Annotated in this window: 18 protein-coding genes; 11 read left to right on the forward strand and 7 right to left on the reverse strand. The window is 39.0% G+C overall.

Annotated features, from left to right (window positions below):
* Positions 1-121: 121 nt before the first annotated feature.
* Positions 122-1,477, reverse strand: a complete 1,356-nt coding sequence (dnaA, locus tag LRM45_RS01755; RefSeq protein ID WP_243826491.1) for a chromosomal replication initiator protein DnaA — start codon at positions 1,475-1,477, stop codon at positions 122-124.
* 223 nt (positions 1,478-1,700) lie between these two features.
* Here dnaA and rpmH point away from each other — a divergent pair, with 223 nt between their 5' ends.
* The 4 genes from rpmH to LRM45_RS01775 are packed head-to-tail and all read left to right on the forward strand — an operon-like array spanning position 1,701 to position 3,661.
* On the forward strand, positions 1,701-1,838 hold the full coding sequence (gene rpmH, locus LRM45_RS01760; protein ID WP_129635430.1) for a 50S ribosomal protein L34: 138 nt from the start codon (positions 1,701-1,703) through the stop codon (positions 1,836-1,838).
* A gap of 59 nt (positions 1,839-1,897) precedes the next feature.
* Complete coding sequence (rnpA, locus tag LRM45_RS01765; RefSeq protein ID WP_129631947.1) at positions 1,898-2,245, forward strand: ribonuclease P protein component; 348 nt, start codon at positions 1,898-1,900, stop codon at positions 2,243-2,245.
* Positions 2,246-2,269: 24 nt separating this feature from the next.
* Positions 2,270-3,190, forward strand: a complete 921-nt coding sequence (locus tag LRM45_RS01770; protein WP_243826492.1) for a YidC/Oxa1 family membrane protein insertase — start codon at positions 2,270-2,272, stop codon at positions 3,188-3,190.
* A 9-nt stretch (positions 3,191-3,199) separates the two neighbouring features.
* Positions 3,200-3,661, forward strand: a complete 462-nt coding sequence (locus tag LRM45_RS01775; RefSeq protein ID WP_129636891.1) for a Jag family protein — start codon at positions 3,200-3,202, stop codon at positions 3,659-3,661.
* Here LRM45_RS01775 and LRM45_RS04255 read toward each other — a convergent pair.
* Genes LRM45_RS04255 through LRM45_RS01790 form a run of 4 tightly spaced genes read right to left on the reverse strand, consistent with a single transcriptional unit; the run spans position 3,642 to position 7,283 of the window.
* A complete protein-coding gene (locus LRM45_RS04255; RefSeq protein ID WP_445083019.1) occupies positions 3,642-4,076 on the reverse strand; it encodes a GtrA family protein in 435 nt (144 codons plus the stop codon). The two genes, LRM45_RS01775 and LRM45_RS04255, sit on opposite strands and share 20 nt — an antisense overlap.
* Positions 4,045-4,995 carry a glycosyltransferase family 2 protein gene (locus LRM45_RS01780; protein ID WP_243826493.1) on the reverse strand — a complete coding sequence of 317 codons (951 nt, stop codon included), beginning with the start codon at positions 4,993-4,995 and terminating at the stop codon, positions 4,045-4,047. Before LRM45_RS01780 ends, LRM45_RS04255 begins: the two co-directional genes overlap by 32 nt.
* A 2-nt stretch (positions 4,996-4,997) precedes the next feature.
* Positions 4,998-6,131, reverse strand: coding sequence for a glycosyltransferase family 4 protein (locus LRM45_RS01785; protein WP_243826494.1), 1,134 nt, complete (start codon positions 6,129-6,131; stop codon positions 4,998-5,000).
* 3 nt (positions 6,132-6,134) lie between these two features.
* A complete protein-coding gene (locus tag LRM45_RS01790; protein ID WP_243826495.1) occupies positions 6,135-7,283 on the reverse strand; it encodes a glycosyltransferase family 4 protein in 1,149 nt (382 codons plus the stop codon).
* Positions 7,284-7,344: 61 nt separating this feature from the next.
* On the opposite strand from LRM45_RS01790, the gene LRM45_RS01795 reads away from it, so the two are divergent.
* Positions 7,345-8,139 (forward strand): ABC transporter permease, encoded by a 795-nt coding sequence (locus LRM45_RS01795; protein WP_243826496.1) that lies wholly within the window; start codon positions 7,345-7,347, stop codon positions 8,137-8,139.
* Positions 8,140-9,321, forward strand: coding sequence for an ABC transporter ATP-binding protein (locus LRM45_RS01800; RefSeq protein WP_243826497.1), 1,182 nt, complete (start codon positions 8,140-8,142; stop codon positions 9,319-9,321). It abuts the gene before it with no gap.
* Positions 9,322-9,332: 11 nt separating this feature from the next.
* Here LRM45_RS01800 and LRM45_RS01805 read toward each other — a convergent pair whose 3' ends face one another.
* Positions 9,333-10,316: a glycosyltransferase family 2 protein gene (locus tag LRM45_RS01805; RefSeq protein WP_243826498.1), complete on the reverse strand. Its 984-nt coding sequence runs from the start codon at positions 10,314-10,316 to the stop codon at positions 9,333-9,335.
* 93 nt (positions 10,317-10,409) lie between these two features.
* Between LRM45_RS01805 and LRM45_RS01810 the strand changes: the two genes are divergently transcribed.
* Together LRM45_RS01810 and LRM45_RS01815 are read left to right on the forward strand one after the other, a co-directional pair.
* Positions 10,410-10,994, forward strand: a complete 585-nt coding sequence (locus LRM45_RS01810; protein WP_243826499.1) for a hypothetical protein — start codon at positions 10,410-10,412, stop codon at positions 10,992-10,994.
* Positions 10,991-13,654, forward strand: a complete 2,664-nt coding sequence (locus tag LRM45_RS01815; RefSeq protein ID WP_243826500.1) for a COG1361 family protein — start codon at positions 10,991-10,993, stop codon at positions 13,652-13,654. Before LRM45_RS01810 ends, LRM45_RS01815 begins: the two co-directional genes overlap by 4 nt.
* Here LRM45_RS01815 and LRM45_RS01820 read toward each other — a convergent pair.
* A complete protein-coding gene (locus LRM45_RS01820) occupies positions 13,651-15,804 on the reverse strand; it encodes a glycosyltransferase (protein WP_243826501.1) in 2,154 nt (717 codons plus the stop codon). The two genes, LRM45_RS01815 and LRM45_RS01820, sit on opposite strands and share 4 nt — an antisense overlap.
* A 60-nt stretch (positions 15,805-15,864) precedes the next feature.
* Here LRM45_RS01820 and LRM45_RS01825 point away from each other — a divergent pair, with 60 nt between their 5' ends.
* Genes LRM45_RS01825 through LRM45_RS01835 form a run of 3 tightly spaced genes read left to right on the forward strand, consistent with a single transcriptional unit; the run spans position 15,865 to position 19,316 of the window.
* On the forward strand, positions 15,865-17,226 hold the full coding sequence (locus tag LRM45_RS01825; RefSeq protein WP_243826502.1) for a hypothetical protein: 1,362 nt from the start codon (positions 15,865-15,867) through the stop codon (positions 17,224-17,226).
* Positions 17,219-18,349 (forward strand): FAD-dependent oxidoreductase, encoded by a 1,131-nt coding sequence (locus LRM45_RS01830; protein ID WP_243826503.1) that lies wholly within the window; start codon positions 17,219-17,221, stop codon positions 18,347-18,349. The genes LRM45_RS01825 and LRM45_RS01830 overlap by 8 nt, the downstream gene beginning before the upstream one ends.
* Positions 18,327-19,316, forward strand: coding sequence for a glycosyltransferase (locus LRM45_RS01835; protein WP_243826504.1), 990 nt, complete (start codon positions 18,327-18,329; stop codon positions 19,314-19,316). Before LRM45_RS01830 ends, LRM45_RS01835 begins: the two co-directional genes overlap by 23 nt.
* Positions 19,317-19,320 lie beyond the last annotated feature (4 nt).

Raw genomic sequence — 19,320 nt, forward strand, 5'->3', positions numbered from 1 at the left:
GGACTTTATAGTGGATATTTGTGTATTATTCCACTGTCTGCTGACTTGTCGTTTTCTTTCCACAGATCTGTGTGTTGGTAAGTCACCGCGAAAACACAACATCTGCACAGCTTTTCCACAATTAATGAACATATAATTTATCCTTAATATCGTTAATTTGCTCGCGAATACTGACATTCGTAAGGCTTTCCTTGGTGATTTTTTCAATTGAATGCATAGCGGTCGTGTGGTCTTTTCGTCCAAGCTCTTGGGCAATTTTCGGAAAACTCATTTTCAGTTCACTACGCAGAAGGAACATCGCAATTTGTCTTGGCATGGCGATAAATTTATCTCGCCTGGATGAGCACATATCTTTTACATCAATATTATAATAGCGCGCCGTCTTATCAATTATTTGTTTGGCGGTTATATGTTGCGGTCTATTACGTTTAATATCTCCCAAAATTCCCTCAGCCGCCGCTAAATCAGGAGTGAAATTCTGCATTTCCGCATAAGCAAGCAGTCGATTCAAAGCACCTTCCAGCTCGCGAATGTTCGTCTTAAAGTTGGTCGCTAGATATTCTACGACATCGGAATCTAGTTCAGTGTTACTGAGTTCAGCTTTTGCTTTAACGATAGCGCAACGAGTTTCATAATCGGGCATCTGAATATCAATCGCCATACCCCATTCAAATCGACTACGCAAACGATCGGTTAGAGTAGGAATGCTTTTTGGCGGTTTATCTGAGCTAATAATGATTTGTTTATTGTTCTGATGAAGATCGTTAAATGTATGGAAAAATTCGTCCTGGGTTTTTTCTTTCCCAGCGATAAATTGCATATCATCGACAATCAATACATCGACATTGCGATATTTATCAGAAAAACCTTTTTTCTTGAAACGAATAGAATCCAGAAACTCATTAACAAACGTTTCTGTAGTAATGTAAAGCACTCGCGCCGAAGATTGTTTTTTAACTATCTCGTTACCAACAGCTTGCATTAAGTGAGTTTTACCAAGTCCAGAGCCTCCGTAAAGATAGAGCGGATTATATTTTTCTCCTGGATGTGCGGCGACCGCTTGGCAGGCAGCATAGGCCAAATCGTTACTTGAGCCAACAATAAAGCTATCGAACGTATATCTAGGATTAAGATTACTAGAATGAGATTTCCTCGATGGTAAAATCAGCGGCTTAGCTGTTTCTTGTTGTCCACTTTTATCAACTTCACGATTAACGCGCGGTTTTTTATTGCTAGATTCGACATTATAGGAAATAGACGGAGCATTGATGCCGTTGTGAGCCAAGGCTTCTAATATTTGCGGGTGAAATCGCTTTTCAAGTTGAGTTCTAGCAAAAATATTCGGCGCAATTATAAGAACTTCTTTGTCGGAGATTATTTCCAATTTGGTATTTTTAAACCATGCAGTAAACGACGAAGACGATACAGTTACTTCAATCTCACCTAAAACACCCTGCCAAACCGCATGACTATCCACGAAAATTACTCCCTCAAATTCTGTTAACTGTCTTTACTATAGCAAATATGGGGAGTTTTCCACAAGTATAAACGGAGTAGAAAGGTTACTATTCAAAACAGGGGTAGAGTTTTCCACAACTAAAATTCTCATCTGTTAAAACTGTGGAAAAATATACGTCGATAGTGGAAAAGTTATTGTCGACTTGCAAAAAGTACTGAAAGAATATATACTATTTATTGATATGCCAAAGCGAACATTTCAACCACACACCCGACACCGCGCAAAGACGCACGGTTTTAGGGCACGAGTTTCTACCAAGGCTGGTAGGATGGTTTTGAAGCGCCGCCGCCTAAAGGGCCGCGCTAAAATTGCTATTTAATTGATAGCTAAAAATTATCCCGTCGATGAAGGCGGGATTTTTTGATATAATTGTAAAATATGTTACAACAATGTAATCGGTTTCATGGTCATGGCAGTCTTAAGTTTGTCTATAAAAATGGACAGGCGGTTCGTTCGTCTATAGCCACGATAAAATACGTGAAGAACCCATATCGAAATCACAGCAGATTTGCGGTTGTTGTTAGTAAAAAAGTTCTAAAATCAGCGGTGCGTCGGAATCGTATACGTCGACGTGTTTATGAAATTATTCGCCTGGAACTGCCTAATATGAAAAATGACCAAGATGTGGCTGTTATTATATTTTCGGCGGAAGTTTTATCGATGCCACATAAAGATCTAAAACAGACAATAAAGAATCTTTTCTCTCAAGCTCAACTGTATAAATAGACGCTTTTTTGCTATAATTAAGACATGAGTTTTTTTGATGAGTTTATTGTTCGACCGATTTTAAATTTGCTGATGGCTATTTATAGTCTGATTCCGGATTTTGGTGTTAGCATCATTATCTTTACGATTATTGTAAGACTTTTACTTTGGCCGCTAATTAAGAAGCAGCTTCATCAAGCAAAAGCCATGCGTAAAATGCAGCCAGAGCTAGTAAAGATCAAAAAACAGTACGCAAAAAATCCACAAATGCGCAACCTAGCGATGGTGGAGCTTTATAAAAAACACAACGTCAGTGCTTTTGGCTCAATTGGCGTTATGATTATTCAGTTGCCAATTTTGATCGCGATGTATCGAGTGGTGCAGATTTTCGTTTCTAGCCGCGCCGACTTAGGAAAATATGTTTATGATTTTATGAAAAATCTGCCGGTTGCTAATAATCTAGTAAATAATCCAGATCAATTTAATCAGAATTTCCTGGGAATTATAGATTTGACGCAACACGCGATATCAAAGAATGGTATTGTTGCTGGCTTGGTTATTTTGGCGGCAGTTGCTGCATATTTGCAATATTTAACTTCAAAACAATTGTCACCTCAATCTGACAGCAATCGTAAATTACGCGACATTTTAGCTGAGGCTGGCGATGGAAAAGAGGCAGATCAGGCGGAAGTAAATGCTATTATGACGCGAAAAATGATGAAATTTATGCCAGTAATGATGTTCTTCGTGATTGTGTATTTGCCGGCAGCTTTGGCGCTTTATTTGATGACAGCCAGCGCCGTGGGATATCTCCAGAACTATATCATCTTCAAGCAAGACTCTAAAGAAATGCAAGAAATTGCAGATAAAAAAGCCCCCCAAAAATCTAAAGCATCGACAAAAATCGATAAACGTGTTAAAAAGGCTACAGAGGCCAGGGTAACTCGAATCAAGGCTAAGGATTAAGGAGGATTTATGGACCAAATTGAAACGGTTGAATTTGTAAAAAAATATTTAGAGGATTTGTTAACGTTCTTTGACTTGAATCTGGAAGTTTCAGTAAAAATCGAAGATGGAATTGTTGTAGCTTCAATTCCACACAGCGAGCGAAGTAGTATTTTAATTGGCAGAAATGCGGAAACATTGCGTAGTATTCAGAACCTTTTGTCGACAGCTCTTCATCATAAAGAAGCGTCAACTGTTCGGGTGAATTTGGACATTGCGGACTATAAAAAGCAGCACGCTGAAAAAATTGCCGAAAAGGCGCGCGGCTGGATTGAAGAAGTTCGACGAACTGGCGAATCAAAGGTGGTGGATTTGAATGCTGCTGATCGCTGGACAGTACATCACTTGGCTGGTGAATATAGCGATATTGATACGCATTCTGAAGGTGAAGGTCGCGAACGACGGTTGATTATTAGTCAGAAGAGTTCTTAGTATCATTAAAGACTATTCTGGAGTATAGAACGTAATTCCAAACGAGGCTGACTACTGTGGCGGCTAGCTTGCTAATTAATAGAGCAAGTGATTTATTTAATCCGAAGTTTATAAATATCGGTGTAATAATAGCAATAATAATTGTCTGAATTACCCATAAACCAAACAATGTAACTGCCGCGAATAAAAGAAATTGTTTTTTCAAGTTTTGGGATGTTGACTTGAAAGTATATTTTTTATTTGCAAAAAATGAGAACAAAAAGGCAACGAATGTTGATATGAAATTAGCAAACTCTTTTGGGATATTTAAAAAGATTGTTAGGCTAAAAAGTATGCCAAAATCTAGCACTGTATTAGTACTGCCAACGATAAGAAACCTGAATTTATCGGCGTGTTTTTTTAATATTTCCTGCATGATACTCCTCTACTAAATATAATGGCCTGTTTTTTGTTTCAATAAATATTCGTCCCACGTATTCACCAATTACACCTAGGGATAATAACTGAACTCCGCCGAGGAATAAGATAACTGCCATTAAGGAAGAATAGCCAGCTCCGGTGGAAACTCCGAACAAAGGGCGAACTAAAAGATAAATAATCCAAATGAAAGCAATAAGCGAAATAATGAAGCCAAAAATAGTTGCCATGCGTAGCGGTGCGGTAGTAAAGCTGGTAATTCCGTCGATTGCCAAGTTAAGTAGTTTTCGATAATTCCACTTGGTTTGACCAGCTAATCTGGGGTCGCGATCATAAAATATCTCTTTTTTCTTATATCCAATCCAGCTAAAAATTGCTTTTGTATTACGCTGAGATTCGCGGAATTTTTGCAAAGCCTCAATGCATCGGCGATCCAGTAAGCGAAAATCTCCAGTATCGACTTGAATAGGAATATTGGTCGATTTTTGCAATATTCTGTAATACCATTGGCTGGTTTTTTTCTTCAGCCAGGTTTCGCCTTGTCGATTGTTGCGGCGAGCATAGACGTCACTGTAACCATCTTCCCAATACGAAATCATTTCCTGAATGAGCTCTGGCGGGTCTTGTAAATCTGCATCGATAATCACTAGAGCGTCACTTTTTACATGGTCAATTCCAGCTATCATGGCAATTTCTTTACCGAAGTTTCGCGATAGATTTATATAGCTAATTCGAGAATCTTTTTTCGATTGCTCGGCTATGATTGAAAAAGATTTATCGGTGCTGCCGTCGTTTATGAAGAGAAATTCGAATTGATAATTGGGTGTGTTTTTTGTAAATTCGTCCAAGCGCTTAAATAATTGCGTCAAAACGGATTCTTCGTTGTAGACGGGGATGAGGAGAGTGATAGTTCTCATAACTATTTCAAAGCTTCTTCAAATGATTTCATTAAGGTGTTTACATTCTTTTCCCATGAAATTCTTTGCACCTGTGCTTGCATACGATCACTCATTTCTTTACGGCTATTCGGATTAGATAATATAGATAAAATCTTTTCAGTAAAATCTTCGGGACTTTTGGGCTGAGCATATAAAATAGCATCGCCTCCAGCTTCACGCAATACTGGGATATCTGAAGCGACAACAGGAGTTCCGCTCGTTAAGGCTTCGACGATAGGCATTCCAAAACCTTCATAGATAGAGCTCATACAGAAAAGGTCAGCTTGTTGATAGAACGCAGGAACGTCTTCTTGAGGTATATATCCTGGACGTATAACATTTTCTCCCGCAGCTTGTGCTTCCTTTATGGCGCGTTCAGTGGATTCCGTTTTCCATCCTTTTCCGCCTGCTAGGACTAGGGAATATTTTTCGCGAATTTCCTTCGGTAGTGATCGAAAAGCGGCTATCATTGTCGGTAAGTCTTTGCGCGGCTCTAAATTGCCGATTGAAAAAATATATCGTTTGGTTGGTAAGTTATATTTGGTTGCGACGTCTATTGTGCTAGGTTGGCGATAGATTGGATCTGCCGGTATAGGTGTTACAACAATTTTTGATGCGGGGACTTTGTACTCGGCGATAATCTCTGATTTGATTGACTCTGAAACTGTAATGATGATATCGGCTTTTTTGGCAGAGCGAGGAACGCATCTCCTAAGATGCGCCAAGTTGCGTTGCTCGATGGTCTCAGGAAAATATAAATATCCAAGGTCGTGAATAACTACAGCGGAGATGGAGGATTTTATTGTTGTCCATAGATCAAAATTTGGAAATATAGATACGTCTACACGAGGGGAAAATAAATCATACGGCAGCGGAATATTGTAACTTTGAAGTTTTGTGAACAAACGTTGCGGCATAAAAATATGCTTTTCGTGCTTGACGGCTTTATTTAATTCGGGGTCTTTATGTTTGCTAAGAAAATTAAAGTAAAATGCGGATATTTCCGTATTTGATGGAGAATAGGTAGCCAGGCTATTAGTGAGCATTCGTGTGTAATGACCTACTCCAGATATATTTGGGGCAGTTAATGCAGCAGTTTCAATACGAATCTTCATATATTAAAGTATACCATTTTCGTATATAGGAATAAATTGCGTCTTTACTATGTTGTGAAATACGAATAGGTCTAAATATTGCTGTCGAGCTGCCGCAGATAGGCTGGTTCTGAGCTTGTCGTTCTCGTATAATTTTTTCATAGAATCCCGTAATGCTGATGCGTTTTTAGAAGGAATGAGAAGCCCCGTTTTATTATTGTGAATAATTTCTGGATTTCCACCGACATTGGTTGCTATGATAGGCAGCCCTAACATACTAGCTTCGATTAAGGAAACGCTAAATCCCTCATGATATGTTGGGTGTAGATATACATCAGCGGATGCAACGTATGGTAGGGGATTAGTCTTATATCCATAAAAAGTAACGGGTAGCCCTTTGGCTTGTTGCTCAAACTGTAATCGATCAGGGCCATCACCAATAAGTACTAATTGTGAATTTTTATACGTAGCGTTAAATTCTTTAAAAGCAGTAATCGCTTCTCCAATACCTTTGTCTATGACAAGGCGACCGGATATGCAGAAAGTAAATACCGTATTCTTAGGCGATTCGTATTTTTGCTTTTGATCTTCAACTCCATTATAAATAACGATTATTTTATTGCGAATTGGCGAGTTTGCGGGTAGATTATTGGAAATAAGAGTTTGTTCACTTTTGCTGACTGCGGTTATAGCATCGGCAAAGCGAGCTGACCACGCAACCAACTTACCTGTTGGATTCTTATGGTTTACGTAGAGATTTTTCCAGATATGTTTTAGATCGGCATGGTCAGTCCAAATCACTTTAGCACCAACAAGTTTTCCCGCAATAGATCCAGCTATGAAATCATCTTTACTTTGCAGATGCACAACGTCCGCTTTAAATCTACTAAACTGAATGGCGTAATATATAGTCAGCAATAATTGCCACAATATATAAAACGGCACAAGCAGAGTATTTTTTCCGCTCCAATTTTGTTTAGACCACCACCAAGATCGATAATGTGGAATGTTTTCGTGCTCAGCGTAATCACGCAACTTTTTATGGTGACTTAGAATTATTGGAAAATGTCCTAATTTTTGTAGTTCTTTTGCTAGGAAAATAGGAAAACGCTCACCCCCGCCGAAATCATAAGATGCGGCGTTGCGTACTAAGACGATTCGTAAAGCACTCATACTATAGAGTATATATCTTTTTTATGCAATTTGATATAATCGTAAGGAGATGCGTATTCTTGTGAATAAAGAAAATGAGGCGATTTTACGCGCAATAGTTAGTACAGATTTTAAAGTAAGATACCAAAGTTCAGTTTTAGGATATGTTTGGTCTCTCTTAAAACCTATGTTTATGTTTGGTATTTTGTATGTGTTGTTTACGTATGCATTTCCTCAGGGCAGTAAAGGTATTGAATCTTATGGGGTTTGGTTGCTAATGGGAATTGTGTTGTGGAACTTTTTCTCTGAGGCTACTATGATAGGTACGCGTTCCGTTGTTGATAATGGGCAATTGATTCGCAAAGTGGCAATTCCGCGACATCTTCTGGTTATTGCAAGCAGTGTGTCGGCACTTATTAACCTCGGCTTAGGGATGATAGTGGTGATACTTTTTGCGTTTCTTAGTGGTTTATTTCCTACTTTTTCGTGGTTACTACTTATTCCAGCTATAGCTGAGCTATTTATATTGTCCGTTGGATTGTCCTTGCTGCTTTCTGCTCTTTATGTGATATTTCGCGATATTGCTTATATATGGGAAATCTTATTGCAGGCAGGACTTTATGCGAGCGGTATTATTTTTGCGGTTACTTCTATGCCGTCAGTCATACAAAAGATTGCATTTTTAAATCCAATTACACAGATTATCCAAGATGCCAGACACGCTTTAATGCCTAATAATCCCGCATCTCAAACTATTTGGCAGACTTTTCATAATCCGTTGTTGTGGTTTATTCCAATCATTATAGTTATTGTGATATTTGGTTTAGGAAGTTGGTATTTTCAGCGTAGACAACGATTTTTCGCGGAGGACATTTAAATGACAAAACCTGCAATTGTAGTAAAAGATATACATAAGGAATTTATTCTTCCACAGTCAAAGAATTCTAGTATTAAAAGTGCCTTTGTTAACATTGTTAAGAAGAATAAAAAGACAGTTCAGAAAGTGTTGGATGGCGTTAGCTTTAACGTAAATCAAGGTGATTTTTTTGGTGTTGTTGGCCGAAACGGTTCAGGTAAGAGTACTATGCTTAAGATGCTAGCTGGAGTTTATCAGCCAACGAGCGGAAGCATTGAAATAAATGGCAAATTGACGCCTTTCATAGAGTTGGGGGTTGGGTTTAATCCAGAACTGTCTGGTAGAGATAATGTTTTTTTGAACGGTGCTCTACTTGGGTTTACGCGTAAGGAAATGGAACTGATATATGATGATATCGTTTCGTTCGCAGAGCTTGAGCCATTTATGGATCAGAAATTAAAGAACTATTCATCGGGTATGCAGGTTCGTTTGGCGTTTTCAGTAGCAATAAAAGCGCGCAATGATATTATGATTTTTGACGAGGTGCTGGCTGTTGGTGATGAAGCTTTTCAGCGTAAGTGTATAGACATTTTTGAACAATACAAGTCCAGTAAGCAAACGGTTATATTGGTTACGCATGATATGGATACTGTTAAAAAGTTTTGTAATCGAGCCGTGTTAATCCACGAGGGCAAGATTATTAAAGAAGGTAGTCCAGTGCAGGTTGCGGATGAATATAGTAGGCTCAATCAAGCTGTAATAGATAAAGCTGTAGACCAAAGACATCAATATACAGGTAAAAATATTAAAACCGCCATATACGATAAAACGGGTAAGAAACGCCGTAGCTTTAAAGTGGGAGAAACGATTTCTCTTGACTTGTCATGGGATAATGATAAGACTAAGGCTATTATGGTGGATTTGTATCGTAAAGATAGTAATTTGGTATCGAATTTTATCACCAATAGAGAGGGATTTCCTAAATTGCCTAGCGATAATAAATTGACTCTTGATATTGAGGCAAATTTAGGTCCAGGGTCGTATTATGTCGACATTAATCTGCTCAATCACAACGGCACCGTGAAGTATGACGTGATGTATCGTGCTGAAGAATTTATTATTACGAATGATTTTTCTGCAGTCGAGCATTCATTTGGCGGCTTAACTATGATTCCGCGCAAGTGGCATACTAGTAAGAAATGATATGGAGAAATTTATTTTGATGAGTGAAGCTTGATTTTAATAATATCAAGACCCCATTTAACGACTATTCTCGCGGCAGTTCGCCCAGTCGATGCGATATTCCACAATTGGTGTAATCCTTGTAGAACATTGCCTTTTTTAATCATACGATACCCGACGCGCATTAGTACAAATATATACGCATGCTTAAGACTTATTCCAAAGTCGTCAGTAACCGAACTTTTCATATAATAATTAAAAGACTGTTTGATTTCTGATCTAGATGTAACATTTGGGGAAATAATATCCCAGCTGCGATACGATAACTTTTTAGCAAGGAGATTTTGTTCGTCGCGTCTTTGAGCTGATATGCTGCCATCGCTAATTCTATATCTAAAAATAGGATAAGCGACGTTAGCTAGTTTGCCATATTTAGCAAAACTACTAAACAGATCATAGTCTTCGGCTGGACACGTATTAGGATATAGCCCCGCCTCAATTACTGTCTGTTTACGATAAACTACTGATGAATGGCAGAATTGGTTAAAAATACAAAGACCAAGCCGAATGTCTTTGTCACGAGTAACGTTAATAATAAAACCAGTAGGTACGCTGTCTTGGTTAATGATTTCTGCGCCACCGCCAACGAGAACCAACTCGTCATCATTTTCCAACATATCAACCTGAGTTTTTAATTTATGAGGCAGCCATTCGTCATCCCCGTCTATTCGAGCTATATATTTTCCTCTGGCCTCATTTATACCACGATTAAGCGAAGCGACGAGACCCTTATTCTGCTGGTTAATGAGGCGGATGCGACTGTCTTCTTTTTGAAGGCGCTGAACGATTTTTTTTGTATTATCAACGGAGCCGTCGTTTATGATAATATATTCAAAATCAGTAAAGTCCTGAGATAGAACAGAGCGAATAGAATTTTCTATATACAATTCATCGTTATAAGTCGCAGTAATAATTGATACTAGCGGTGTTTTATCTTCAGAAATCTTTTTTACCATATGTGATATTATAACATTTTTTATAGCGGCGTTGAAATCTTATTACCGAAATGTTATTATTATAAGCAATAAAATAAAACGAGAGATTAGATCGTGAAAATCAAACAAAAAATGAAGAAAAAAACTAGAATTATACTTGCTTCTACGCTGGCTTTAGCTTTAGTAGCGTGTGCTACAGTTGCGTATATTTACAGACCACAACAAAATAATACTGATGCTAATAATCCCGTAGTAAAAGAGTCTACGGATAAAAAAGAAGACTCTAAGAAAGTTGATGACAATAGTACGAAGCCCGAAAAACGCGATGGATATAGTCCTGATAAACCAATTAATACTGGAGATCAGCAGTCGTCAGGGTCAAAAAAATCAGTAGTTCCAATTGTGAGCGGATATGGATTGAGTGTGGATAAGCAATATTTGCAGATTGACGGAGGAGTTAACTCCATTGTTGAGAACGGCGGTAGTTGTGAATTTACACTGTATTGGTCTGGCGGGAGTGTTTCTCGTAAATCTAGTTCATTTGCCGGTCCAAGTTCGACGAGTTGTCATATGATTGAGATACCATTGTCGGAATTGCCATCAGGTGTAGATATATCGGTAAAGGTAAACTATTCGTCAAAATTACACACAGGAGAATCTTCGAATAATCCGTCATTCCGTAAGGAGAGTTTGCGGTGATTGAAATAAGACGTACGAAGTGGACGAGATTAAAATATGTCAGCTACACGTTAGCTGTGGTGAGTGTTATTGTTTTAGGGTTTATTTTTTGGCCGAGGACTGGAGCGCTATCTCCTTGGAATGCTGGCAGGATTATCGATGATAATGTTTTTTATGATACAAATACGTTTGCTAGCGTTCAAGATATCCAGAATTTTATAAATGACCACACTCCTGCCTGTGATACATGGGGAACTGGACGGTCTGAATATGGTGGCGGTACGCGAGCGCAATATGCTGTTAACCGCGGCTGGCATGGTCCGCCGTATGCTTGCCTGCGTAATTATCACGAGAATCCAAACACTAAAGAAACCTCATTTGAAAAAGGCGGCGGCTGGTTTAGCGGTGGATTATCTACTGCACAAATTATTTGGAATGTGTCAAAAGAATTTGGCATTAACCCACAGGTCATGTTAGTGATATTGAAGAAGGAACAGGGGTCTTTGTTTACTGACTCGTGGCCTTTAAAGAGTCAATATAAATATGCCATGGGATTTGCTTGCCCAGACAACGGTCCAGGAAATACTGCAAATTGTTCAAGCGAATATGCCGGACTATATAACCAGTTACGTATGGCTGCGCGCCAACTACGACTTTACGCGAATAGGCCAAATGAATATCGTTACAAGGCAGGACGAACCAACTACATCCAATACAATCCAGATGCAGCTTGTGGCGGAAGTTGGGTGTATATTGAGAATCAAGCGACCGCAAGCCTGTATAACTATACGCCATATCAGCCGAATCAAGGGGCTTTGAATGCTGGCGCGGGAACTGCACATTGTGGAGCTTATGGCAATCGAAACTTCTGGAGGTTTTTCAATGAGTGGTTCGGTTCTCCGTTGAATTCTGTCAAAATTGATTCGCCATTATCCATAAAGACGGAAAAAACCGGATCAAAATTATTTACGAATATGGAAGTGACAGCGTCTTTCACTATTCGCAATTCCACTAATCAGCGTCGCGACTTAGGCGTGATGGTAATTGCAGGTCGGGATAGCAATTCGAATAATTACGATTTTGGCAGTCAGCGCGTTGTTCTTGAGCCGTGGCAATCATATACTTATCGAGCGTCAACTAGATTAGATAAAGAAGGTGATTATAGGTTTTGGATCAGTAATTATCGTGATGGTAGTGGGTGGAGCGATAATTACCCAGAATCTTCAGCGGGAAATGTTCGTGAGGTTGCAACATTTGTTCAATCGCCTCCAACGGTAGTGTCTGCCGTCACAACACAGATTTCGCGCATTCATAAAAATCAATCAGTTAACGTGGGCTTTCAGGTGAAAAATAATAGTGCCAAACCTGTTGATCTTGGTTATTTTGGCTTAGCTATAACAAGTCCAAGTGGAAAGAATGCTGACGTTGTCTTTGATACAGTTAATCAATTATCTCCAGGCGCCGTATATAATTACAACAAAGAGTTTTTGCCGCGTGAAGAAGGACTGTATCGAGCAAGAATTAGCGGGACTCTTGATGGCGGTAGGACGTGGACGGAAACCCAGTATCCTGTAGCTACGGACGCCAGTGCTGGCAATCGCGCCACCTTCACAGTTCTTCCTAGCTTAACACTCACTCAAGGTATAACATTCTCTAGCGCTAACCCTCGCTCTGGCGATTCAGTCACAACTACATTCAAACTAAAAAACTCCTCTAACCAACCAATAACAACCAGTGAGTACACTTGTCTAATCCTACGTAACCAAAGCGGACAAAACTACGATCTAGGATGTCTTTCTCCATCAATAATTCAGTCAAATCAAGAGTTAGAATTCAAAGCAACTCGTCCATTCCCAGTAGGTACATATAACGCATATTTCTCTACATTTGACGGTAGAAGGTGGCAAGACTACAAAACACCACCCCTCGAAACTGGACAAGAGGTGGTGAAGGCCGAGATGAGGGTTCTTCCTGACGTCGTTCTTTCTGAAGGACTATCAATTAGTAGCACTACTGCACATGTCGGTGAGCAGCTAACGGGTACTTTCAAGTTAGAGAATCTTAGCTCTAGTGTATCTAATCATAATCAACAACTATGCTATATCATTCGCAGGCGGCAGGGTGGTAACTATGATTTAGGATGTTTGCCTACGAGTGGAATTCCACCTAAGAGCCAATCGAGCTTCTCTCTGAGTCGTACGTTTAATGAACCTGGTGAATATGAAGCGTTCTTTTCACTTTATGACAATGGAGTATGGCGCGAAGGATCTTATCCTCCAGGACTTACAGGAAAGGAATCTTCTCGCGCCACCTTCACAGTTCTTCCTAGCTTAACACTCACTCAAGGTATAACATTCTCTAGCGCTAACCCTCGCTCTGGCGATTCAGTCACAACTACATTCAAACTAAAAAACTCCTCTAACCAACCAATAACAACCAGTGAGTACACTTGTCTAATCCTACGTAACCAAAGCGGACAAAACTACGATCTAGGATGTCTTTCTCCATCAATAATTCAGTCAAATCAAGAGTTAGAATTCAAAGCAACTCGTCCATTCCCAGTAGGTACATATAACGCATATTTCTCTACATTTGACGGTAGAAGGTGGCAAGACTACAAAACACCACCCCTCGAAACTGGACAAGAGGTGGTGAAGGCCGAGATGAGGGTTTCTGCTTAATTAGTTAAGAGCATGCTCTTAACTTCGCCTATAAACGAATCTTCCGAGAACTCGCGGGATGCTTTCTCCCGCAAGTTTTTGGCTTTATGGAACGATGATTCTATATCATCCAGAGTCTGCTTAATATATTTCGCATATGCTTTTGGACTAGTGATATCGTCAACTATGAAGCCGTTTTTACCTATAAAGTCAGGAAGCCCGCCAACTCTAGCTGCAACTATTGGTAGTCCGCGCAAAGCTATCTCGACTGGCGTATTTGGCATACCGTCAAAAAGCGAGGTATATAGAAAAGCGTCATATTTTTCGGCTGGCAAAGATGCTACTCCGTTAAATCCACCGATATAATGAACACGTGGATGCGGCGGTAGACTATTTGCAGGGAACTCTGATGAAGGATCTCCGTACATATCTATATGAACGTCTTCAGGAAGAAGATCTGCAATTTCCGATACTAATTTAGGCAATTTTTCTGGCGCCAATCGAGAAGCCCATAATATTCTACGGCTATTCGGTAATTTATCTACTACAGGATAATGATTTTTTGTCAGTGGTTGATGATGTACGACTATTTTTTGAGGATCGTAGGCATATTCATTGACCCACATAGATTTTACTGCTTCGTTGTCTGTCGTAATTAAATCAAGAAGTTGATATACCTGCGGTATGTGACTGTGTGAAAATCCAAAAATTCGTCCCGTTTCATCAGTACTCTGACTATATGCAGTAGCTATTACTCGCTTGTTGGTCGCTTTTATGTATGTTTCGTGATCGCGCACAAAATCATAAGCTAGCTCGGAATTAAGAATGTGTAAAGTTTTAATATTAGTGTTTTCGATCAATTGTTCAAGCAATCTGTATTTTTGGTCAATACTAAAGAACCGAGTTATTGTCCCAAATTGTAAGAAATCTATTTTCTTATCTAGTTGCGACCTCCATTCTGAATAGTCAGCAGGAACTTCATTAGTGGAGATAACGAGCACTTTCTTTCCTATTGAAGCCGCGGTGTTTGCGTAATTGACGGCAAATAAATCTGCGCCACCTCTCTTAAGCCAGGGCACAAATAGGGTATAATCGTAGCTATCACTTCGTAATTCCTTACATATTTCCCAATACGCAAGACCAACTCGATAATGGTCGTCGGTGATTGTGTGGTATGTGCTTGGTAGTGGTGATGGTGGAAAAATTTCTTTTTCTATTGAGTGAAGAGCTTTCCATTCTGTTTCCAGCCATTTTGGTATAGATTCTGCAGTTTGTGAATGTGCTGGTCGTTTTAGTAATGCACTGCGTCCACGGCGTATTATAGCCAGAGGTCGGCGGATCAATCCTAACGGTATGCGTGATCGTATGATTAATTCTTTGATTGTATTTTTTGTTTGACGGTGCTGCTCTGATTGAGGAACGCGAATTTTGTTGATATCTATAGAGCGAAAATTGGAAGGCTTAAATATTGGATGTGCGTGCAGTAATGATCGACTAGCTTTTTGGCGTGCCCACTCTGATCCTGATGACTTGCGGCGTACAAATATGGCTGTTTGTGGAATGAGAATGTTTTTTACGCCATTTTCAATCAAGCAACAACTTAAGTACCAATCTTCATATCCATATCCTGGGCTATTTGGTGCATACGGGAATTTTTTAAGAAGTGTAATTGGTGCGATGATAACGGAATTCCAGCGTCCAGATAGAACGCTTAATAAGATATCTTGGTCCTTAGTGGTGCAGCCAGTTTTTTGGACGATAGAGTCCGCGCCCTCGAATTCTATGGTATAAGCGCTGTGGGCAACATATTTGCCGTAAGGTTTTTTTAATAGCAATTGAACGCTGTCGTGTAGCCAATTTTCACTCATCAGATCATCAGCGTCGATAAAAGAAACAAATTGACCATGCGCTTTTTTTATGGCGCTATTTCGCGAACTCGAAAGATCTCCATGATCCCATTGATATATGTGTATAGGCAGACCGGTATAGTTATTGAAATAATCAATAGTTTGATCATCACCTCTGTCTATGGAAACTATCACTTCATAAGATATGGACGCTTCCTCAATTTTTTTTACAGCACGCTCGACTGATTTCATAGTCTTATGCGCAACAAGACCCTCGCGGTGGGCAGTTATAATAATAGACAATACACAATCTTTCTTATTCATAATTCAGATTATAGACTAGGTAGCTTCTTTAGTCTATTTTGTGCTATTATGATATTTGTAATGAAAGAGTGGAGTAAGAATAAACCTGGGGTAGTTTTCTTTTTTGTAGTCTGGTTTATATTATCAATATCATTTATTGGTAATTTTTTTGGAACAGGACTATGGAACGGCTGGTTTGACGGTTTTCAGAAAGATTCGTCTGCCATAGTAGAAAAAACTGCTTATTGCAAAAATAAATATGATTATAAAGGTCCGTTAATAGCAGCCGACAGTAAAGATTACAATAAGATAATGATGAGTCAAGATTGTAATCCGTCTCAGGTAAAACCTTATGTATCTCAATACGGTTTACAAGCGAGGGTTATAGCTGGATTATCTCCGAATGATGCTTCCAGAATCCCAGCTTACATCAAAAGAGTATCTATATTCCTAGCTGTGCTTACTGCATTTTTATTAGCCTTAGTTGTTCAAAAAATAAGAGCGCTGTTTGGCGGAATTGCCGCTTCTGTCTTCACTGTAATGCTGGCATTTAGTCCATGGATTGCTGGGTATGCTCGCAATATATATTGGATAGAACCGCTGCTGATAGCTCCGTTTGTAATATCTTTTGTTGGCTATCAATATTTTAAGAAATCAAAAAAACTTTGGCTATTTTACATTATTGAATCTGTAGCTATGTTCCTCAAGCTGCTAAATGGATATGAATACGTATCGACAATCGCTATATCCGTATTAGTTCCTATAATATTCTTTGAATTAGTTCATAAAAACGTGAAAATCATTAATCTTTGGAAGCAAGCAGTGCCCGTGTTTGCCGCTACAGTTGTCGCGTTTTCTGGTGCTTATTGGGTGAATTTTATATCGCTTACTGATTATTACGGATCATCCGATAAAGCCGCAAGTGCCATAAACGCCAGGGCGTCAGATAGGGGAATTTCTGGTATACGTTCTATGAGAGCATACGCTGTCGGTAACTTTAAAATCTTACGACCTGAAACTTACAACTTCATAAATCAATTAGTTAATCTGGACAATATGGCTAATAATAGCGGAAAAACATATAAGTATATTATTGTAAATGTCGTCAATTATTTGCTACTTCCAGCAATTACTTTACCCGTACACATTAATGGTATGTTTGGCGAGTTTATACAGTCTATTCTATTCTGGACTATCCTTGGGTATTTGATTATTCTTAGCTCCAGAAAGATTATTGGCAAGAAATATAGCAGACCTTTCCTTTGGTCTATGAATTTCTCTGTTATTGGAGCTTTTTGTTGGCTTGCTCTTATGCCGGGGCATGCATTGCCGCACGCTCACATAAACGGCATTATATTCTACATACCTCTACTGTTGTTTGTATATGTATTGATTGGGTTGTGGGCTGATTATGTAGTAAAAAGGACGGTGAAGTATGAATAGTACAGTTATTATTGGCGGTGGATTTTATGGGCTAAGGATAGCACTATATCTGCACGAAGAACTTGGTGTAGACAATATAATTATTATCGAGAAAGAAACTGCGTTGATGGATAGAGCCTCTTATGTGAATCAGGCGCGCATCCATAATGGATATCATTATCCTCGCAGTGTTTTGACTGGGTTTCGTTCAGCGGTTAACTTCCCAGTTTTTGTTGATGAATACGGTCCAGCTGTAGTGTCTAATTTTGAGAAATATTATGGAATTGCTAAGCATCTTTCAAAGGTTAACGCTAAGCAATTCGAACATTTTTGTGAGAAGATTGGTTCTGAAATTGAGCGTGCTCCGCATGATATAGAAAAAATGTTTAATCCGTCGTTGATTGAAGAGGTTTTTAAGGTTAAAGAATACGCGTTCAATTCACGCAAGCTAAGAGAGCTTTTAGTAGAGCGCATTAATAAATATAAGGGCATTAGTATTCATACTGGAGAATCTGTCAGTAAAATTGAATTGCCTGCTGGCAGCGCGGGTAAAATAAATGTTGTTACTGATCGTGATAACTATGAAGCGGATTTTGTTTTAAACTGTACTTACTCAAATATTAATACTCTGCATCGTGCATCTGGATTACCGCTAGTTGGACTTAAACATGAAATTACCGAGATGTGTCTTGTTGAGTTACCTCAGCAGCTTAAGGATTTTAGCATAACAGTGATGGATGGTCCGTTTTTCTCGATTATGCCATTTCCTTCGAAGAATTTATATACTCTTTCACACGTTCGTTACACGCCACATGAATCGTGGATTGATGATGAAAATACTAGCGCCGAGCGTATCAAAACTCATGAATATTTGAAAAATCGCCCCTTTAAATCAAACTATAGACAGATGTATAATGATGTTGTGAGGTTTATTCCAGCCTTGAAAAATATGAAATATCGTGAATCTATCGTTGAAGTGAAGACAGTTTTAGTGAAGAGCGAAGACGATGACAGTCGTCCGATATTGTTCAGAAATGACTTTGGTAACGATGGATATATTTGTATTATGGGCGGAAAATTAGATAATATTTATGATGCTTTTGAGGAATTGAGGAGGATATATGGTCAAGAAAAAGCAAACTAATAAAACTGTAAAGAAACAAGATATTTTTGTATCTGTTGTGGTTGGAGTTGATCGTAACTATACTGGCTTGGGTGAATATTTAACGGATTTATCGAAATTACTTGGTGGTAGTTATGAAAATTACGAAATCATCGTGATAGATAATGAATTGAAGCCAGAAGTTGTAAAAGAAGTAATAGATATATTGAAGGTGTTGCCGTGCATACGCTTAATTCGTCTATCTAGGGAATATAGTTATGATATCGCTCTTATGGCTGGGATTCAGGGGGCAATCGGAGATTATGTAGTACTGACTAACCCGGCGATTGATCCGATAGACGCCATACCTTCTATCGTCGAAGAAAACAAGAAGTATGACATCGTTAATGGAATAGCAACTAACCATACAAAGAAAGATGATTTAGGCAGGCGAACGTTTTATTGGTATAACCGTCGATATCTTGGTGTTGATATTCCTGCCGCCGCGACATATTTTATCGCGCTCAGTAGGCGTGCAGTAAAAGCTGTTTCTACTACAAATAGGCACGATGGGCATATTCGTCATTTGATTCGTCAAATTGGATATAAATGTGCGGAATATCGCTATGAAGTGAAAGTAGACCCAGTAAAGACACGTAAACTGCGCACGGGAGTGTTGGAAGCTATAGATATAGCAGCTAGCCACTCCACCCAACCACTAAGGGCTATGTCGTGGGTTGGCGTCGGCGCTAGTGTTATTAATCTAATTTACGCATTATACGTTGTTTGCGTATCAGTATTTAAGCGCGACGTGGCTGCGGGATGGACAACTATGTCCTTGCAGCTTTCTGTGATGTTTTTCTTGCTATTTATGTTTTTGGTTGTATTAGCGGAATATGTTGGAAAAATACTTAAAGAGGCGCGAGACGATGCTTCATATATAGTGATGGATGAATTAAGTAGTACGGTATCTATTGCCGATACAGAAAGAAAAAATCTTTCGGAGTAATAAT

Origin of the sequence: Candidatus Nanosynbacter sp. TM7-057 (assembly GCF_022828295.1) — a bacterium.
In the GTDB taxonomy this organism is placed as follows: domain Bacteria; phylum Patescibacteriota; class Saccharimonadia; order Saccharimonadales; family Saccharimonadaceae; genus Nanosynbacter.